Origin of the sequence: Myxococcus guangdongensis, from assembly GCF_024198255.1 — a bacterium.
Lineage (GTDB): Bacteria > Myxococcota > Myxococcia > Myxococcales > Myxococcaceae > Myxococcus > Myxococcus guangdongensis.
This window is the reverse complement of the sequence record NZ_JAJVKW010000012.1, coordinates 83,009-98,259: the sequence shown is the minus strand read 5'-3', so window position 1 is coordinate 98,259 and position 15,251 is coordinate 83,009. Positions and strand designations below refer to the sequence as shown.

Annotated in this window: 14 protein-coding genes; 8 read left to right on the top strand and 6 right to left on the bottom strand. The window is 68.7% G+C overall.

What is annotated here, in order from left to right; genetic code table 11:
- Nucleotides 1–124 precede the first annotated feature (124 nt).
- The 3 genes from LXT21_RS31730 (at nt 125) to LXT21_RS31720 (ending at nt 3,305) form a co-directional block, all read left to right on the top strand.
- Nucleotides 125–940, top strand: coding sequence for a class I SAM-dependent methyltransferase (locus LXT21_RS31730; RefSeq protein WP_254041961.1), 816 nt, complete (start codon nt 125–127; stop codon nt 938–940).
- The gene (locus LXT21_RS31725; protein ID WP_254041960.1) at nt 937–1,623 is read left to right on the top strand and encodes a class I SAM-dependent methyltransferase; all 687 of its coding nucleotides are present in this window, start codon (nt 937–939) and stop codon (nt 1,621–1,623) included. The genes LXT21_RS31730 and LXT21_RS31725 overlap by 4 nt, the downstream gene beginning before the upstream one ends.
- Before the next feature lie 137 nt (nt 1,624–1,760).
- Entirely contained in the window at nt 1,761–3,305 is a 1,545-nt protein-coding gene (locus tag LXT21_RS31720; protein WP_254041959.1) for a sensor histidine kinase, read from the top strand.
- Between the two features lie 6 nt (nt 3,306–3,311).
- Here LXT21_RS31720 and LXT21_RS31715 read toward each other — a convergent pair whose 3' ends face one another.
- The 4 genes from LXT21_RS31715 to LXT21_RS31700 all read right to left on the bottom strand — a co-directional run bounded on the left by LXT21_RS31715 (nt 3,312) and on the right by LXT21_RS31700 (nt 7,296).
- Complete coding sequence (locus LXT21_RS31715) at nt 3,312–4,217, bottom strand: MBL fold metallo-hydrolase (protein ID WP_254041958.1); 906 nt, start codon at nt 4,215–4,217, stop codon at nt 3,312–3,314.
- A gap of 174 nt (nt 4,218–4,391) precedes the next feature.
- Nucleotides 4,392–4,835 carry a cupin domain-containing protein gene (locus LXT21_RS31710; protein ID WP_254041957.1) on the bottom strand — a complete coding sequence of 148 codons (444 nt, stop codon included), beginning with the start codon at nt 4,833–4,835 and terminating at the stop codon, nt 4,392–4,394.
- A gap of 118 nt (nt 4,836–4,953) precedes the next feature.
- Nucleotides 4,954–5,874, bottom strand: a complete 921-nt coding sequence (locus tag LXT21_RS31705) for a TIGR02266 family protein (RefSeq protein WP_254041956.1) — start codon at nt 5,872–5,874, stop codon at nt 4,954–4,956.
- 69 nt (nt 5,875–5,943) lie between these two features.
- Nucleotides 5,944–7,296 carry an RtcB family protein gene (locus tag LXT21_RS31700; protein ID WP_254041955.1) on the bottom strand — a complete coding sequence of 451 codons (1,353 nt, stop codon included), beginning with the start codon at nt 7,294–7,296 and terminating at the stop codon, nt 5,944–5,946.
- A 395-nt stretch (nt 7,297–7,691) separates the two neighbouring features.
- Here LXT21_RS31700 and LXT21_RS31695 point away from each other — a divergent pair, with 395 nt between their 5' ends.
- On the top strand, nt 7,692–8,036 hold the full coding sequence (locus tag LXT21_RS31695) for a hypothetical protein (protein WP_254041954.1): 345 nt from the start codon (nt 7,692–7,694) through the stop codon (nt 8,034–8,036).
- Between the two features lie 248 nt (nt 8,037–8,284).
- On the opposite strand, the gene LXT21_RS31690 is transcribed toward LXT21_RS31695, so the two are convergent.
- Nucleotides 8,285–9,847 carry a hypothetical protein gene (locus LXT21_RS31690; RefSeq protein WP_254041953.1) on the bottom strand — a complete coding sequence of 521 codons (1,563 nt, stop codon included), beginning with the start codon at nt 9,845–9,847 and terminating at the stop codon, nt 8,285–8,287.
- 267 nt (nt 9,848–10,114) lie between these two features.
- Between LXT21_RS31690 and LXT21_RS31685 the strand changes: the two genes are divergently transcribed.
- Complete coding sequence (locus LXT21_RS31685) at nt 10,115–11,020, top strand: sigma-70 family RNA polymerase sigma factor (RefSeq protein ID WP_254041952.1); 906 nt, start codon at nt 10,115–10,117, stop codon at nt 11,018–11,020.
- An 8-nt stretch (nt 11,021–11,028) separates the two neighbouring features.
- Here the strand turns inward: LXT21_RS31685 and LXT21_RS31680 are convergent, their stop codons facing one another.
- Nucleotides 11,029–11,502 carry a thyroglobulin type-1 repeat-containing protein gene (locus tag LXT21_RS31680; RefSeq protein ID WP_254041951.1) on the bottom strand — a complete coding sequence of 158 codons (474 nt, stop codon included), beginning with the start codon at nt 11,500–11,502 and terminating at the stop codon, nt 11,029–11,031.
- 177 nt (nt 11,503–11,679) lie between these two features.
- On the opposite strand from LXT21_RS31680, the gene LXT21_RS31675 reads away from it, so the two are divergent.
- The 3 genes from LXT21_RS31675 to LXT21_RS31665 all read left to right on the top strand — a co-directional run bounded on the left by LXT21_RS31675 (nt 11,680) and on the right by LXT21_RS31665 (nt 15,243).
- Nucleotides 11,680–11,982: a pilus assembly protein N-terminal domain-containing protein gene (locus LXT21_RS31675; protein WP_254041950.1), complete on the top strand. Its 303-nt coding sequence runs from the start codon at nt 11,680–11,682 to the stop codon at nt 11,980–11,982.
- 60 nt (nt 11,983–12,042) lie between these two features.
- On the top strand, nt 12,043–13,506 hold the full coding sequence (locus LXT21_RS31670) for a protein kinase domain-containing protein (RefSeq protein ID WP_254041949.1): 1,464 nt from the start codon (nt 12,043–12,045) through the stop codon (nt 13,504–13,506).
- Between the two features lie 318 nt (nt 13,507–13,824).
- Complete coding sequence (locus LXT21_RS31665) at nt 13,825–15,243, top strand: carbon-nitrogen hydrolase family protein (protein WP_254041948.1); 1,419 nt, start codon at nt 13,825–13,827, stop codon at nt 15,241–15,243.
- The last annotated feature ends 8 nt before the right edge of the window (nt 15,244–15,251 follow it).

The following is a 15,251-nucleotide window of genomic DNA, read 5'->3' as shown; positions in this document are numbered from 1 at the left end:
CCCGGGCTTCTGTGCGACTGATTCGCAAGATTCCCGAGCATCGCCGCTGACGCCCCGTTCACCGTGACGCCCCCATGAGGCCGGTGCGAGCGCAGCCGATGCGCTCGTCCGCCTGGAGGGTTCCATGACCGCGACCGTCAATCTCACCGGTGTTCCGGAGACCATGCTCTGGACGCTGCACAACCGCGCGACGGAGGCCCGGCGCGCGGACACGTTCCTCCACGACCCGGCGTGTGTGCGCATCTACGAGTCCATCACGTACGACTTCGAGCGCAGCTTCGGGAAGGCGGATGGCTCACATCCGATGCGCTCGCGGGCGTTCGACGACGTGGTGCGCCCGTGGATGGCGGCGCACCCGGGCGGCACGGTGGTGGAGCTGGGGGTGGGACTGGAGACGCAACTGCAGCGGTGTGACGACGGGCAGGTGCGCTGGGTGTGCGTCGACGTGCCGGAGGCGTTGGCGGTGCGGGAGCGGTTCCTGCCGGCGTCGGAGCGGTGTCGGCACGTGCCGAGGAGCGCGCTGGACCTCGCGTGGCTGGACGAGGTGGACGCGTCGAAGGGCGTGTTCGTGAGCGCGCAGGGGCTCTTGATGTACTTCGACGAGGCCGAGGTGCGCCGGCTGCTGCTGGCCATCATCGACCGGTTCCCCGGGGTGGACTTGATGTTCGACGTCATCCCGCGGTGGTTCTCGAGGAAGACGCTCCAGGGGTTCCACAAGACGAAGCACTACCGGGCGCCGCCGATGCCGTGGGGCGTGAATCGCGACGAGGTGGAGCCGCTGCTGCGGCGCTGGAGTGCGCGCGTCACGGCGGTGAAGTCGGTGTCGTACGGCCTCTATGCGCGGGGCGTCGCGGGCGCGGTGTTGCGGCTGTTCTCCCAGGTGCCGGTGCTCCGGAACCTGCCTCCGGCGATCGTGCACGTGAAGACGGTGGCGCCGTGACGGCCGCGGTGAAGCGGTTCGACGACGCGGGACAGTACGAGCGGGAGATACGCCAGCTGTTGCCGGGCTACGACGTGCTGCACGCGATGCCGGCGGCGGTGCTGGGGGCGGTGCTCGCGGAGGACAGTCGGGTGCTCGTCGTCGGGTGTGGACCGGCGCACGAGGCGGTGGCGTTGGCGAGGGCGCTGCCGGGGAGTCTGCTCGACGCGTTGGACCCGTCGTCGGCGATGGTGGCGGCGGCGAGAGAGACGGTGCGCGCGGCGAGGATGACGGAGCGCATCCGGGTGGTGCAGGCGGACCTGGGCGGCTTCGTGCTCGAGGAGCACTATGACGCAGCGGTGGTGATGCTCGTCGGCCACATGATTCCGGACGACGGGGCGCGCGAGGAGTTCCTGCATCAGCTCGCGAGGGCATTGCGGCCGGGTGGGGTGGCCATCCTCGCGGAGCTGGAGGACACGGGCGCGGCGCATGGGGTGCTCGTGGATGCCCACATGCGTTGCGCGCTGGAGGCGGGGCTGCCGAGGGAGCGCGCGGAGACGCTGCGGGGGCGGTTGATGGGCGGCTTCCATCTGCTCACGCGCGAGCGGCTCGACGTGTTGCTCGCGGGCGCGGGGCTGAAGGTGAAGGCGGAGCTGTTCCGTGCCTTCGGGATGGTGGGGCGGGTGTTGGAGCGCGAGGCCTGAGCGAGCCGCTGACTGTTCAGGCGTGAGCGCGTCGACGCTCCTCGGGTGGGGGTGTAGGCGCGACTCGCGTGGCCGCACCTTGGGGTCCTGTGCGGAGAGGGGCGGGTGTGGGGCGGCCGTGGACGTTCTTTCAGCGCGTGGGTGCTGGCTTCATCGTGGCCCTGCTGGTCGCGCTGGTGCTGACATGCACATTGGCCGTGGAACTCGTGTCCGCGCGCTCCAGTCGCAGGGCGAACCTCCTCGAGCTGACGATGGACCGGCTGGAGGTGGAGGGCCTGCGAAGGGCCTTCAGCGACAAGGTCTCCAGTGAGCGGAGCGTCGTCCTGTCCGACGATGCGTTCTTCGCCGAGGACCGGGTGCGCTCGCGTGAGCGCTTCATCGTCACGCACGAGCGACTCGTGCCTCGGCTGGTGACACCGCCCGCCGCGGCGCTGCTCGAGTCGGTGTTGCGAGCGGAGCAGGAGCACGAGCAGGCCGTGCGCGAGTGGGTCGCCATCCACGCCACGCGCGTTTCGCACTCACGCCGCGAGGCCCTGTTCGAGGAGCGAGCCCGGGACACGCGGTTGCGCACCTACGCGACGCTCCATCAGCTCACGACCCGGATGGAGTCGCGGTTGGGCACGAGCCTCCAGTCCGTGGTGGAGACGGATGCGCAGGCGCTGCTGCTCTCCCTGGTGACGATGGGCCTGCTCCTCGCGCTGGTCGCGACCTCGGGCGGGTTGCTGCTCTCCCGGCTGTCGCGGCCACGAGTCGAGGCCAGCCCCTCGCGAATCAAGCCGCTCGTCGAGCACGCCCAGGAGGCAAGCCGCGCGAGCAGCGTTTCGGAGACGGAACTGGACGAGGCCGCGCGTCCCCGCACGCAGGAGCGCAGGGCTGGCACCTTCTTCTTCGCGGAGGCGCTCATCGATTCGTTGCTCGACGAGAACAGCCCGTCACGTGTTGCGACCCCGGAACCCAGGGATGTCTCCGAGAACACACCGCACAGGTCCATGGAGGCGCGCCACCGGTCCGCGCGGACGGTGGACGGCGTCACGCCCCTGGGCGACACACGCGAGATGATGGCGCGCATCGGCGTGAGGGCGCATGAGCTGGGCATCCCGCTCGACACCTTGCAGTGGCTCCTGTGCGGATTGGAGCGGGTGGACCCCTCCTCGGAGCCGGACCGCGTGAGAGCTGGAGTGGGCCGCGCGCTCGAACAGTCACGCCGCCTGGGCCAGTTGCTGTTGGACCTGTGGGACGTGTCGAACCAGCTCACGGGGCGCCAGCTCGCGGAGCCGGTGGACCTGTCGCACCTGGCTCACGAGGTGATGGAGCGCTTCACCGAGTCCGCGGCGCAAGCAGGCAGCCCGCTCCACCTCGACGCGGAGCCAGGGCTCGTGGGCCGATGGGACCGACTGGGCTTGGAGCAGGTGCTGACCCACCTCCTCGCCCACGCGCTGGAGCTCGGAGCGGGGCACCTGGTGCGGCTTCGGGTGGAGCGCGTGGGGCGCACCCGCGCGCGACTCGTGGTCGAGGGCATGCTCCTGCTCGACGGCGGCACCGGGCTGGGCCGCCACCTCGTCCAGCAGTGGGTGGACTCCCACGGAGGCACCCTGCGCATGGAGGGCACCTCCGGGGACGCAGTCACCTGCACGGTGGAGCTGCCGCTGCTCGAGCAGCCCCTGGAGTCCGCTCCCGCCTGAGTCACTTCAGAACGGATGGACATGCTCCTCGGGCGGCGTGACGAACGACCGGAAGGCCGAGGTCTCCGTGTGCTTCTCCCGCGACTCCAGCCGCTCGAACTCCAGCGAGTCGTGCGCGCAGAACACCGTCACCTCGTCTCCGTGCAGGCGCTTGAGCTGCCGCAGCCGTCGCTGGTTGTGCAGGCGCATGGACCGGTCCTTCTCCATCAGCCGTTGATAGGCGCGCAGCCCCGGAGTGCAGCGATAGCGACCCGAATCCATCTCACCGTGGAAGAAGTACGCGTCGCCCGCGTGCAACAGCCAGCCGTTCCCGGAGCGCACCGCCACGCCCGCGTGCCCCAACGTGTGACCGACCAGCGGCACCAGCAGGATTTCGGGCGGCAGTCCCTTCAGGTCGCGCACGCAGTCGAAGCCGAACCAACGCTCACCCACCTGTCCCGTGGGGTACGTCACCCAGTGCGACTCGTGCATCCACTGCTCGGGGCGGTAGCGCTGCCGATCCAACGGTGACGTCCGCGCGGTGGCCGCCAGGTACTCATCCGCGAGCAGGTGCACCCGCGCATGCGGGAAGTCATCCAGCCCACCGGCATGGTCGAAGTCGAGATGGGTGAGGACGATGTCGCGCACGTCCTGCGCCTTGAACCCCATCCGCTCGAGTTGACGGATGGCCGTGGCGCCCTCGTGCAGCTGGGGTCGGCACAGCACGTCCAGGAAGAGCGGGCTCTGACGGACCTGCGGGTGGAGCACGTCCTGCAATCCGAAGCCGGTGTCCACGAGGGTGAGCCCGTTCGCGCCCTCCAGCAGCAGACAATGACAGGTCAGCGCCGCGGGACCTCGGAAGCCCCGGCGCCCGTCCATGAGCCGGCCCCCGGGTGGACACATCGTGGTGCAATTCAGGTGGTGGATGCGCATGCCGACACGTCCCAGGCCGCAAGGCCGCTCGAGTCCGTGTCTAAGGTGGGACGTGCTTCACGGACGAGGAGCCCGGGCTGCTCGCCGCCTGGAGCGCTCGCTCGTCTGGGAGACCTGCGGCCATCACACGGCGCACAACACCCGACGGGCGGCCGGGCCCCCGGCCTCACGCGACTACAGCGTGTCCGCCGTGGGTTCGAAGAGCAACACATGCGCCTCCGCGTCCGCCACGGGCCGGTGCTCCACACCGCGGGGGATGAGGAGGAGCTCGCCGGGCTCCAGCTCCAGCGTGCGTTCGCGCAACTCCATGCGCAGTCGCCCATGCAGCACCAGGAACAGCGCGTCCTCGTGCTCGTGGTGGCGCCACGCGGAGGGCCCCGACAGCTTCGCCAACCGCAGGTGCTGCCCGTTGAGCTCACCGATGGCCTGGGGCGCCCCGTGCTCGGAGAACATCGCCAGCGCCTCGGCCAGGTTCACCTTGTCGACGGAGCGCACCGAGGGCTCGCCGCCGCCCACCTGCTCACCGTCCGCCACGTTGGCGGGCTCGACGCGTCGGCGCGAGTCCCACCGTGGCGGGCGGGCAACGGGGACGGTGGGGCTTCGAGTGGGCGCGCTCATAGGGAACGAAACCTTCTCATCCTCCCCCTGGGATGTCTGTCTTCATCCCCGGGCATTGCCTCTCACGGACACCCCGTGCCCGCTGGGGTCGAGTATCCGACGAAGCAAGGCCCCCGCTTCAGTCGGGATAGAACATCGGGTCGCGCGTGGTGACGAACGAGGAGATGACGGACGCGACCTCCTCGGGCAGGCCGGTGAACTGCACGCCCACGCCCGGCATCAGCTCCGGCATCTTCGGGTTGGCCTCGCGCACCCAGCGCACCACGCCCGTCACCTTCATGGGGCGTCCACCGGGCAACGTGAAGTCCAGCTCCACCTGCGTGCCGCGCGTCACCGCGTCCACCGTGGCGATGAAGACGCCGCCCTCGCTGATGTCCATCGAGAAGCCGGTGAAGAAGTTGGAGTCGCTGCGCATGTCGATGGACGTGTGCATGCGCACCCGACCATTGCGCCGGGCATCCGCGCCCTCCGAACTGGTGGAGCGCGAGGGCGCCGCGGGAGGCGTGGGCAGCGACTGGCCCTTCTCGCGCGCGACCTGGGCCGCCTTCGCCAGCTCCGCCTGCCGGGCCTTCGCGGCCTCCTGCTGCCGGGCCTTCGCGCGTGCCTGGGTGGCCTCGTGCTGCTTCAGCGCGGCCTCCGCGTCCGTCACCGCGCGCGCCACCTTCGCCGCCTGCTCCTGCTGGATGCGCAGCGCCGCCTGCACCTCCAGGCCCATCCGCTTGCGCGCCTCCAGCGCCTTCTCTCGCGCCTCCAGCGCCTTCTCCCGTGCGGCCTCCACGTCGAGTGAGGGCACGGAAGAGGCCTGGAGCCTGGACGCCTGCTCGCCCAACTGGGGGTCGGCGTCCGGCTCCTGGTGGGCGAGGGCCAGCGCCGAGCGCGCGGCATCCAATCGACTGGAGAGCAGGGCCGCGTCAGCCAGGGCGCGCGTCACCTGCTCGGCGAGTCGGGACTCCTGGGTGGACAGCTCGCTCTCGGCGCGAGCCAGCTCGGCCTCACGGAGGCCCGAGGCGGGCGCGCGGGAGGCAGGGGACGAGGTCATGTCGTGGGACTCCGGAGGGGGGCCACTGTAGCAGGCCCCCCGGAAAGTCCACGTGCCACGGCGTGTGGGTCAATCCGCGCCCTTGATGCAGGCGACCGGCTTGAGTCGGTGCGCCACCCGGGCGAGCCCCGCCATCTCCACCGTCTCCAGCACGTCATCCAGGTTCTTGTAGCAGGGGCCGGACTCGTCCAGCGGCGTCTGCCGGGTGTTGAGGATGATGCCGGCCTCGGCCATGCGCGCGTCGGTGGCGTCCTGCTTCAGCACGCGCCGCGCCTCGCCTCGGGACAGCCGCCGCCCCGAGCCGTGGTTCACCGAGTAGATGGACTTGGACGCGCCCTCCTCGGCGAAGAGGATGGCGCTGCCGGTCTCCATCGAGCCGGGAATCAGGATGGGGTGGCCGGTGGCCTCCCAGGCGGTGCGCTTGAGCGAGGGGTGGCCGGCGGGGAACGCGCGCGTGGCGCCCTTGCGGGCGACGAACTTGCCGGCCTCCTTCTGGATGAGGTTGTGCGAAATCTCGTAGTAGACGCTCGCCGTCCCGCCGAACACGTCCTCGAGCGCGGCGCACACGGCCTCGCCGATGATGAGCCGGTTGGCCACGGCGAAGTTGGCCGCCATGTTGTGCAGGTTCCAGTACTCGCGGCCCAGCGCGCTGTCGGCGTCCAGCCAGACGAAGTCCTCGCTGCGGCTCTTGAGGCCCAGGTGCGCCGCGCCCTGCACGAAGAAGTGCTTGGCGATGTTCCAGCCGAAGCCGCGGCTGCCGGTGTGGAGCATCACCCAGACGCGGCCGCTCTCATCCACCTGCATCTCGGTGAAGTGGTTGCCGCCGCCCAGGCTGCCCAGCTGGCCGCGCTTCTCGTAGGCGCGGTCGGGGATGTCCACCCGGTCGTCCTCCACGGGGATGAAGTCGCGCTCGGTGACGGCGGAGCCCCGGCCCAGGGCCTTGGCGCCGTGGCGCACCACCTCCGCGAACGAGCGGTCCGACACCTTCCGCTGGCGCTGCGCGCGGCTGGCGCCCACGCCCACGGCGATGCGGCGGGTGACCTGGTCGATCCACTGGCGGCGCTTGACGGGGTCGGCGACGTCCTCGGCCATGAGGGAGGTCTGCAGCTGCACCATGCCGCAGCCGATGTCATAGCCGGCGGCGGTGGGGAGCAGCACGCCGTCGGTCTCCACGACGGTGCCGATGGGCACGCCGTAGCCCACGTGACAGTCGGGGGTGACGGCGACGCGGGTGACGCCGGGGAACGACGCGGCGTTGACCACCTGGTCGAAGACGGTGTCCTCCAGCCCGGGCATTTCGGGGCCGTCGCCCCACAGCAGCTTGTCCGAGAGGAACAAGTCCGCGTCGACCCGCATGCTCTTGGTCTTGGGCAGGACGTAGTGGCCCTCGGCGGCCTTCTCCAGACGTTGCTTCCAACTCATGGCTTTCCTCCCCGGACAGGGGTGAACACGCGCGAGCGACGCAAACGTCCGGAACAAGCTGACTGTCCGACACGGGTACGCCAGGGACTCCGGAGGATGCGGGTGGAGCGGGCGGGAAGGCGAGCGAAATCCAGGGGTTTCACTCGGGAGGAGTGGGGGACGACGCGGTGCGTGGGGTGGGCCTGCCCCGGACCTGGGGACGAGGTGAGGGGGTGGTGTTGTTGCCGTGAGGACGTCCTGGACACATCCTGATGGGTGGTGCGGTGGGGCCGCGCACACGCGGACGTCCGAGCGAAAGTCGGCTCGCGTGCGATGCGCGGCAATTAGATCGCATCGGGGCTTGCCGCATTCCCTTCCCAGGCGCATCCATTTCCCATCCAGGTAGGGGGTGGGCGATGGGTTTCCTCGGCGGGGTTTTCCTGGCGATGGCGTTGCAGGCGGTGCCGGCGGATACGGTGGCGGGTCCGGTGTTCAACCCGTCGATCTGCGCCAAGAAGCGGGTGGACGCGTGTGGTTGTCACCACGTGTACGGGATTCGGCACTGCCACCCGAACCGGAAGGGTGAGCACTGCGAGGCGCCGGTGAAGGCGCAGGTGTCGGAGGAGAAGGCGGAGGCGCAGCCGGTGGTGGAGAGCCGCGAGCCGGAAGCCGCCCCGACGCCGGAGCAGGTCCAGCCCGCCCAGGTGCGGCCGGCGCCGGAGAAGAAGCGCTTCGACCCGAAGAAGTCCGTGCCGATGTGAGGCAGGACGGGTGGGGCCTCCGGAGGTGAGGCCCTCCCCTCGCGGGTCCGTGCATTCAGTGACAGTGAGCCAGGAAGCTCCGGGCCCGTGGGCCGGAGCGGTCCGGCGCGGCTGTGCGCGGACTCGGGGTGGGACAGGAGCTCGGACGGTGAAGCGCTCCAGCGCGTGAAGGGGCTCTGGGGCACGCCGAGGTTCGGGGCTGCCTGATGTGGAGAACTTGTGGATCGCGAGCGCGGCCCGGTGCCGCGTCAGCGCAGGGGCGCTACGGAGGCCACGGTCAGGTCCGACGAAGTCGCACGAGCATCCTCACGCGACTCGGTCGCTAGGGTCTCCGCGCGACTCAGGGACAACGGGCCATCGGCGCGGATGATGACCCAGCGCGACTGAGGCGAGACCCTCAGCGCCACCGCGTTGGGGCTGAGCCAGCGCAGCTCGGGTCGATACGCGGTCACGGGATTCACCGTCACCGGGCCTCCCGTGGTCCACAGACTCGCGCTCACCTCGACCTTCTGTGGCTCGCGAGCATCCCCCGTGCCCATGGCCTGCACCGGAGACGAGGCCAATGCCGTGGCGTGAAGCGCCTGCGCGGGTGACGCAGTCGAGGGCGATTTCGCCCGAGCCCATGCAGGATCGGGAGTACCAGCCGTGTGAGGCGTCGTACCCGTCTGCGTCCCCCGAGGCTCGAGGGTGTGCGGGGCATTCGACGTGCTTGCGTGGCGCTCGGGCTGACGGGCCTGCCCACTGGACGCATCGACTTGCCGAGGCGCAGTCCCCGCAGTCATCGGCCGCGCCTGGCTCCGTTCCATGGAGGGCGTGCGAACAGCGGAGCCCGTGTTCTGAACCGAGCCGCGCGAAGGCGTCACGGGAGCAGGAGCAGTGCGCGGGGCCTCCACCTGCCGAGGCGCCACGGCACCCCGAGGTGGAAACGAAGTCATCGTCTGCACAGGCGCCGCGGTGCGCACGGGCACGGGCAACCGCTCCCCTACGATGGCGAGCTCATATCCACGAGGCGTCGAGACCGCGGGCGCACGTGCCTCCGGAACAGGAGGAGACGACTTCGGCGACGGTGACGCAGCCACCTGGAGGGGCGTCAGCGCCAGCAGCTCCGCGAGGAAGTCCGCGGAGGGCAGCTCATCCAGCAGAATCCCCATCACCGTGGTGGGCGCGGGCGTCGCCAAGGGCTCCACGTCGATGTCGACGGTCACCTCATCGACCAGCTCGAGGATGGACGACTCATCGTCCTCATGCACCGGTGGTGCACTGGGCGCCACCGGCACCTGCACGCTCACCGGAGCGATGGACGGCACCGAAGGCAGCGGCCCCCGGACCCGAGCCTCCTCCGCCGCGCGCAACACGAACGCGGGAGGAGGCGGCGGTGGCGTGCGCGTCCGCGACTCCAGCCGAGGCGACTCCTTCTCCACGGCGAGCCCAGCCACATCCCGGTAGAGCCGCTCATCCTCGAGCGCCGTCGAGGGAGGCACTGGCGCCTGCCCCAACCGCGCGAAGTCCGAGGTCAGCCCCGCATCCCGAGGGTCCAACTCCAGCGCGGCTCGCAGCGCGGCACGGGCCCGGGCCTCACATCCCTGCGCGAGCAGCAGTGACGCCGCTGTCCGATAGGAGGCGATGGCGGCGCGCAGGTCCCCCGCGCGACGACAGGTCTCCGCGTGTTGCACGCGCGCATTCGGGTCCTTGGGCACCAGGCGGAGGATCCGCTCCAGCTCCAGTGCACACTCGCCATACCGTTCCTGGAGGAACAACGACCGCGCGGACTCCTTCAACGCTCTCAACTGGGCCCGCGCGTGCTCGCTCATCGTCCTGTCCTCCGGAACGGATGCCCTGCGGGGGAAAGCAGGGCTCATGCCGAGGAGCGCGCGCGGCCTCGTTGAATCCACTGCTCATCGGAGACACTGGCCCATGGCGCGAAAGCCCGTCTTCGGGCGAGCATCCCCCTCGGACTCCAGGCGGGCCCGTCAGTCATGGAGTCGCGCGAGGCGCACGCGTGAGCCTGTAGAAAAGGCGCCCCGCGCTGTAACAAGGAAAGCCACCGCACCGGTGGGTGTGTTCATTCCGAGGCGTGAATGTCGAAGCAGTCGAGCCGCTCCCACCTCTTCCTCCAGCACCTGTCACCCCAGGCGCGGTGCTACGCGGAGGTGCCTGGGCTCGAGGCACTGTTGGACGCATGGCTGTCCATCGCGAGACAGGCGTGGCCGGACGTCATGCTTCCGGAAGAAGACTTCCTGCGCCATGTCGCGACCCGACTGAACCCCAGCAACGAGCCCGCCGTGACGCTCGCCGCGCTGCCGGTGGCGGACCTCTATCTGGCCTGCGCGTGTGCGAAGGGACTGCCCACCGCGCACGCCGCGCTGGAGCGACAGCTCCTCCCCCGAATGGCCAGCGCTCTGACACGGGTGCGAGGCGGCGGTCTGGACACCGCGGAGGTCCTCCAGCAACTGCGTCAACGACTCCTCGTCCCCCAGGGAGACACCGAGCCGAGAATCGCCGAGTACCAGGGCACGGGCCCTCTGGCCGCGTGGCTGCGCGCGGCGGTGGTGCGCATGGCCCTCAACCTCCAGCGCGCGGAAGGCCGACGCGCCAGGGCCGAGGAGGACGCGGAGGCGGAGGGCTCCGCGTGGGTCGAGCGAGGCGCTGACGTCGAGCTCGACTACCTGCGCCGCCGGCACCAGCAAGACTTCCGCGAGGCCCTGGCGGGAGCCCTGGCGAGCCTGTCCCCTCGCGAGCGCACGGTGCTGCGGCTGCACGTGGTGGAGGGCGTGAGCCTGGAGCGCATCGGCGCCATGTATCAGACGCACAAGTCCACGGTGTCGCGCTGGATTTCACAGACGCGGAGGACGGTGCTGGAGGGCGCGCGCGAGCGTCTGGCCGAGCGCCTCCAGCTGTCCGCGGACGAGCTGCGAAGCTTGATGCGGGTGGTGCACAGTCAGCTCGACGTGAGCCTCCTGGGGCTGTTGAACGAGCCCGGTTAGCACCCGGGTCAACGACAGGTCAGCTTGCCGTCATTGCGCACGGGCTTCGTGAGCTTCTTGCCCGTCTTGGTGTCCGCGCACCAGGCCATGTTGGTCGAGGCGTTGTACTGCACCTTCTGGAACGTGCCGTCCGCGGAACACTGCGGCCTGTACACGCCGACGAGCGTCTTCTCGAGGGAGCTGGCCAACTGCTCCACGCACACGGGGCACGTCGGCGTGCCTTTTCCGGGAGCGACCTCCGTGCCCTCGACCTTGGCGCCGGTCGAGGGATTCACGCACCAGCTGTAGCCGGTGGAGCCGTGGAACTGCACGAGCTTGTACTGGCCGTTTTCGGTGCACTGGGGCACGAAGCGCCCCGGCATCGGCGGCTGGTCGGCGGTCTCCTCCACGGCCTTCGCGCACGGGCCACTGGCCTGGGCGGAGGTGGTGAGCAACAGGGTCGCGGTGGTGATTCCAAGGATGAGCGTGCGCGGTGCGAACAAGGATTGCTCCGGGTGAGCGGTGCCTTCGGGACAGGGCTCGATATTACGGCCTCCACGGGGGGCCGGACCCTCCTCGCGAACTTTTTCGCGGTCCGCGTGCAACGCGCCCCGGTGGCCGGTGTCACCCCGATGAAGGCAGGCGAGGAAGCCTCGCTCTCATCCTGAAAGGACCGAATCATGCGGAACGCACTGAAGAAGCTGGCCCTGGTGGCGCTGACGGTGGTGGGCACGACGGCGCTGGCGGAGGAGCGCATCGAGCTGAAGGTGGGTGAGAAGCACGTCCTCACCGTGAAGGACCTGACCCGCGTGGCGCTGGGGAACCAGGAGACGGCGGACGTGAAGACGCTGGGGGGTGGGAAGCTCGAAATCACGGGGCTGGAGGCGGGCACCACGCGGCTGCTGACCTGGACGCGCGGTGGGCAGCAGGGGGACTACGCCGTGGTGGTGACGGACCCCGAAAAGGCGGCCGCGGCGAAGTAGCCCGAGGGGCCCGCTGCCTTCCCACCGAAGAGGGCAGCGGGGATGATGTGACGCGCGCCCATGACGCCCCCTGTCCCTCCGATGCCCGAGGTGTGCCCGGACGAGAACGTGCTCGCCGGGTTCGTCAGCGGTGTGTTGTCGGGGGCGCGGGTGCCGGAGGTGGCGGCGCACCTGGACTCGTGTGAGGACTGTCGGGCCCTGGTCGCGGTGGTCGCGGCCGAGGCCTCCTCACCGGACGCGGGCTCGCTCACGCGGCCGGACTCGGAGGAACAGTCGACCCAGGGCTCGCGCCCGTCCTCCGGAGCGCGGTTGTTGGAGGGCACGAGGCTGGGGAGCTACGTCCTGCGCGAGCTGTTGGGCGAGGGCGGCATGGGCGTGGTGTACGCGGCGGAGGACCCGAGGCTGGGACGCAAGGTGGCGGTGAAGCTCCTGCGTCCCATGGGCGAGGGCGTCGAGGCGGAGAGCCGCGCCCGACTGTTGCGCGAGGCGCAGGCGATGGCGCGGCTGTCCCATCCCAATGTGTTGCCCATCTTCGAACTCGGCTCGGCGGAGGGGCGGGACTTCCTGGCGATGGAGTGGGTGGAGGGTCCGACGCTCGCGGGCTGGCTGCGTGAGAAGGAGCGTCCCTGGCGCGAGGTGCTGGAGATGTTCCACGCGGCGGGACAGGGGCTGGTCGCCGCGCATCAGCGAGGACTGGTGCACCGGGACTTCAAGCCCGCCAACGTGTTGGTGGGCCGGGACGGCCGTCCGCGGGTCACGGACTTCGGGCTCGCGAGGAAGTGGCGGGAGACGGTGGTGACGGGTCCCACGGCGGACGACTCGCTCATCGCCGCGCCGCTCGGCGTGGACGCGGAGGAGACGGCGCTCACCCGCGAGGGCATCGCACCAGGAACCCCCGCGTACATGTCACCCGAGCAGCGTCGCGGACAACCCGTGGACGCGAGGAGCGACCAGTTCAGCTTCTGCGTCGCGCTGCATGAAGCGCTGTACGGCGCGCGGCCCGGACAACCGACGAAGCACGGCGCGCCGGTGAAGAAGCCGCCCCGGCTGACGGGCCACGTGCGCGCGGCCTTGGCGAAGGGGCTCGCGAGTGAGCCCGAGGCCCGTCATCCCTCGATGGAGGCGCTGCTCCAGGCGCTCTCGATGCAGACACCACGCCAGAGGGCGTGGCTGGGTTGGGCCGCGGTGCTGTGCGTGGGGCTCCTGGTCGGGGCCGGGGCCTTCTGGTGGCAGCCCGGCACGGAGCCGCCACCATCGGTGCAGGACGCGACCTTCATGGAGCAGGTCGAGGATGCGCGGCGGACGGGCGGCAACACGTTCTTCCCCATGGTGCTGGGCACGCCGCTCGAGCTGCGAATCGAGGGCCTCTCGCGCATCGCCATCGGCAGCACGGACCTGGTTGACATCAAGTCGGAGCCCGGCGCGTTGCTGCTCACGCCGCTGCAGGTCGGCGCGGGCCACCTGTTGGTGTGGACCCGCGACGGCGAGCGACACCTCTACACCGTGTCCATCACCCGCGACTGAGCGCCCGTCACTCAGCGAGCACCGCGAGGGGCCTGCCTCGCCTGACGCGGTGTCTCCTGTCCGAGCAGCCGGTACGCGGCCTGACGATGTTGCTGGAGCTGGGGTAGCAGGGTGCTGAAAGGTCCTAGACAAGTCTGGTTTTAAGGGATTGGCAAGCACCTGGGTGGGTGGCTTCGACCCCTGCATGGGCACACTCTGAATCGGGATCCTGACCATTCCCTATCCATGAAGATGTTGGCAGGATTTCGGATATCGTTAGTGGAGTAGGCAGGTCGATAGGCGCATCAGCGCGTGGCGTTGTGCGGAAAGGAGACTGTCGTGGGGGGAGGACCTAAAGAGCAAGCGAAGTGGGAAGTGCAGTTGGGGAGTCTGTTGGACGGCATCCGCGCATGCGAGGGGAAAACTGTTGTTGAGTTGGCGCAGGTTCTGTTGCGCGCGTGTCGTCGAGGGCTTGCCGAACTTGTGGCGATCCTAGATGGCATGGACGCACCCCGGGTTATTAGTCAGATGAGCGAAGCGACCCGTGAGGTCGCGATGGAGTATGACGAAAAGCGTCGGCTTGAAGTGGTATTCGCAGACGACGTTGCTTGGCTATCGAAGATCCTGGCTCGAGTCAGCGAGCAGATGGCCTGTACGGTTGTGGCCGCGCGTGCTGTAGCCGAAGGGTTGGATGAAGCGATGGGGCATCGGTTCGCCCAGTGCTTTCGTGGACGCGTTCTCGATATTGGCGAGGAAGAAGTCTTCCCTGTTGACCCTGATGAGATGACTACGCTCTTTGGGAGGTCAGGACTCGTTCCCAGCAATGAGAGCCGGTCTGGGAAGAAACTCGATGCCTTGAACCACCTTGAACTTTCGCCCAAAGACATGAGGGGAATTCAAGTTCGGATGGATTGGCAACTCGAAGATAGCTTCGTGTTCCTGAAGAAGAAGGTCCGCCTCGGCATTGGGTTGCCAAATGCGAATCCGCTGGAGGAACTGCAATGGGATAGGGAAACAGTCGAGGGAAAGAAGCTTTTCTTTAATGTGCGTCCCAAGGACAGGGCCCTTCAGGAGAAAAGGGTTCTGGATTTGCTGGAAGAGGGAGAGCGCGAAGGATTGGCCTTGATGGTCTTTCCGGAGTTGTCGCTTGATGCGATGGGCGTTGACGCGGTTCGGGGTTGGTTTCGCTCCAAAGCTCATCATCTGAGATTAGTCGTCGCGGGTAGTCAGCATGTCTCCTTGTCGGACAACGAGGGCCTGAAGCGGCGCAATCGATGTGTGATTTTCCTGCGCGGAGGACGCGAGACCGTTCACTTTAAGTTCAACCCCTTCTCATTCGTGGATGACAAGGACGACGATGGGCGCCTAGTTGAGGTTAGGCGTGAAGAGCGCATCAATGTCTCTCCCAGAATGCTCACTCTTCAGATGAGTGGTGCTCAGGCACGCACGTTCTTGATTTGCAAAGATTTCCTGCACGACGATACCTTGCGGTTGCTGCAGGACTTTCGGGTGGGATTCGTCTGCGTTGCGGCGCTGTCCCCGAATGGACTTGTATTCGAGAAGCTGTCAAGCGCCCTTACCGACCTGCGACAGAGTTGTGTGCTGGTGGCCAACACGGTTGGGCCGTCTGGAGCCAATGAGATTCTTGGGCTTCTCTCTAGACCATTGCGCAAAGTCCCTACCTACGTGGTGCGTCGTAAAGATGCCTGCCCGCCCGTACTACTGAGTGTCGACTTGACCCCGTCCGATATTTGCTAGATAGTTTC

Bases quoted from the DNA above. Each gene is read 5' to 3' on its own strand.
- LXT21_RS31715 (WP_254041958.1), bottom strand. From the start codon at position 4,217: ATGCGCATCCACCACCTGAATTGCACCACGATGTGTCCACCCGGGGGC.
- LXT21_RS31705 (WP_254041956.1), bottom strand. From the start codon at position 5,874: ATGACCTCGTCCCCTGCCTCCCGCGCGCCCGCCTCGGGCCTCCGTGAG.
- LXT21_RS31675 (WP_254041950.1), top strand. From the start codon at position 11,680: ATGCGGAACGCACTGAAGAAGCTGGCCCTGGTGGCGCTGACGGTGGTG.
- LXT21_RS31700 (WP_254041955.1), bottom strand. From the start codon at position 7,296: ATGAGTTGGAAGCAACGTCTGGAGAAGGCCGCCGAGGGCCACTACGTC.
- LXT21_RS31685 (WP_254041952.1), top strand. From the start codon at position 10,115: ATGTCGAAGCAGTCGAGCCGCTCCCACCTCTTCCTCCAGCACCTGTCA.
- LXT21_RS31730 (WP_254041961.1), top strand. From the start codon at position 125: ATGACCGCGACCGTCAATCTCACCGGTGTTCCGGAGACCATGCTCTGG.
- LXT21_RS31690 (WP_254041953.1), bottom strand. From the start codon at position 9,847: ATGAGCGAGCACGCGCGGGCCCAGTTGAGAGCGTTGAAGGAGTCCGCG.
- LXT21_RS31710 (WP_254041957.1), bottom strand. From the start codon at position 4,835: ATGAGCGCGCCCACTCGAAGCCCCACCGTCCCCGTTGCCCGCCCGCCA.
- LXT21_RS31695 (WP_254041954.1), top strand. From the start codon at position 7,692: ATGGGTTTCCTCGGCGGGGTTTTCCTGGCGATGGCGTTGCAGGCGGTG.
- LXT21_RS31670 (WP_254041949.1), top strand. From the start codon at position 12,043: ATGACGCCCCCTGTCCCTCCGATGCCCGAGGTGTGCCCGGACGAGAAC.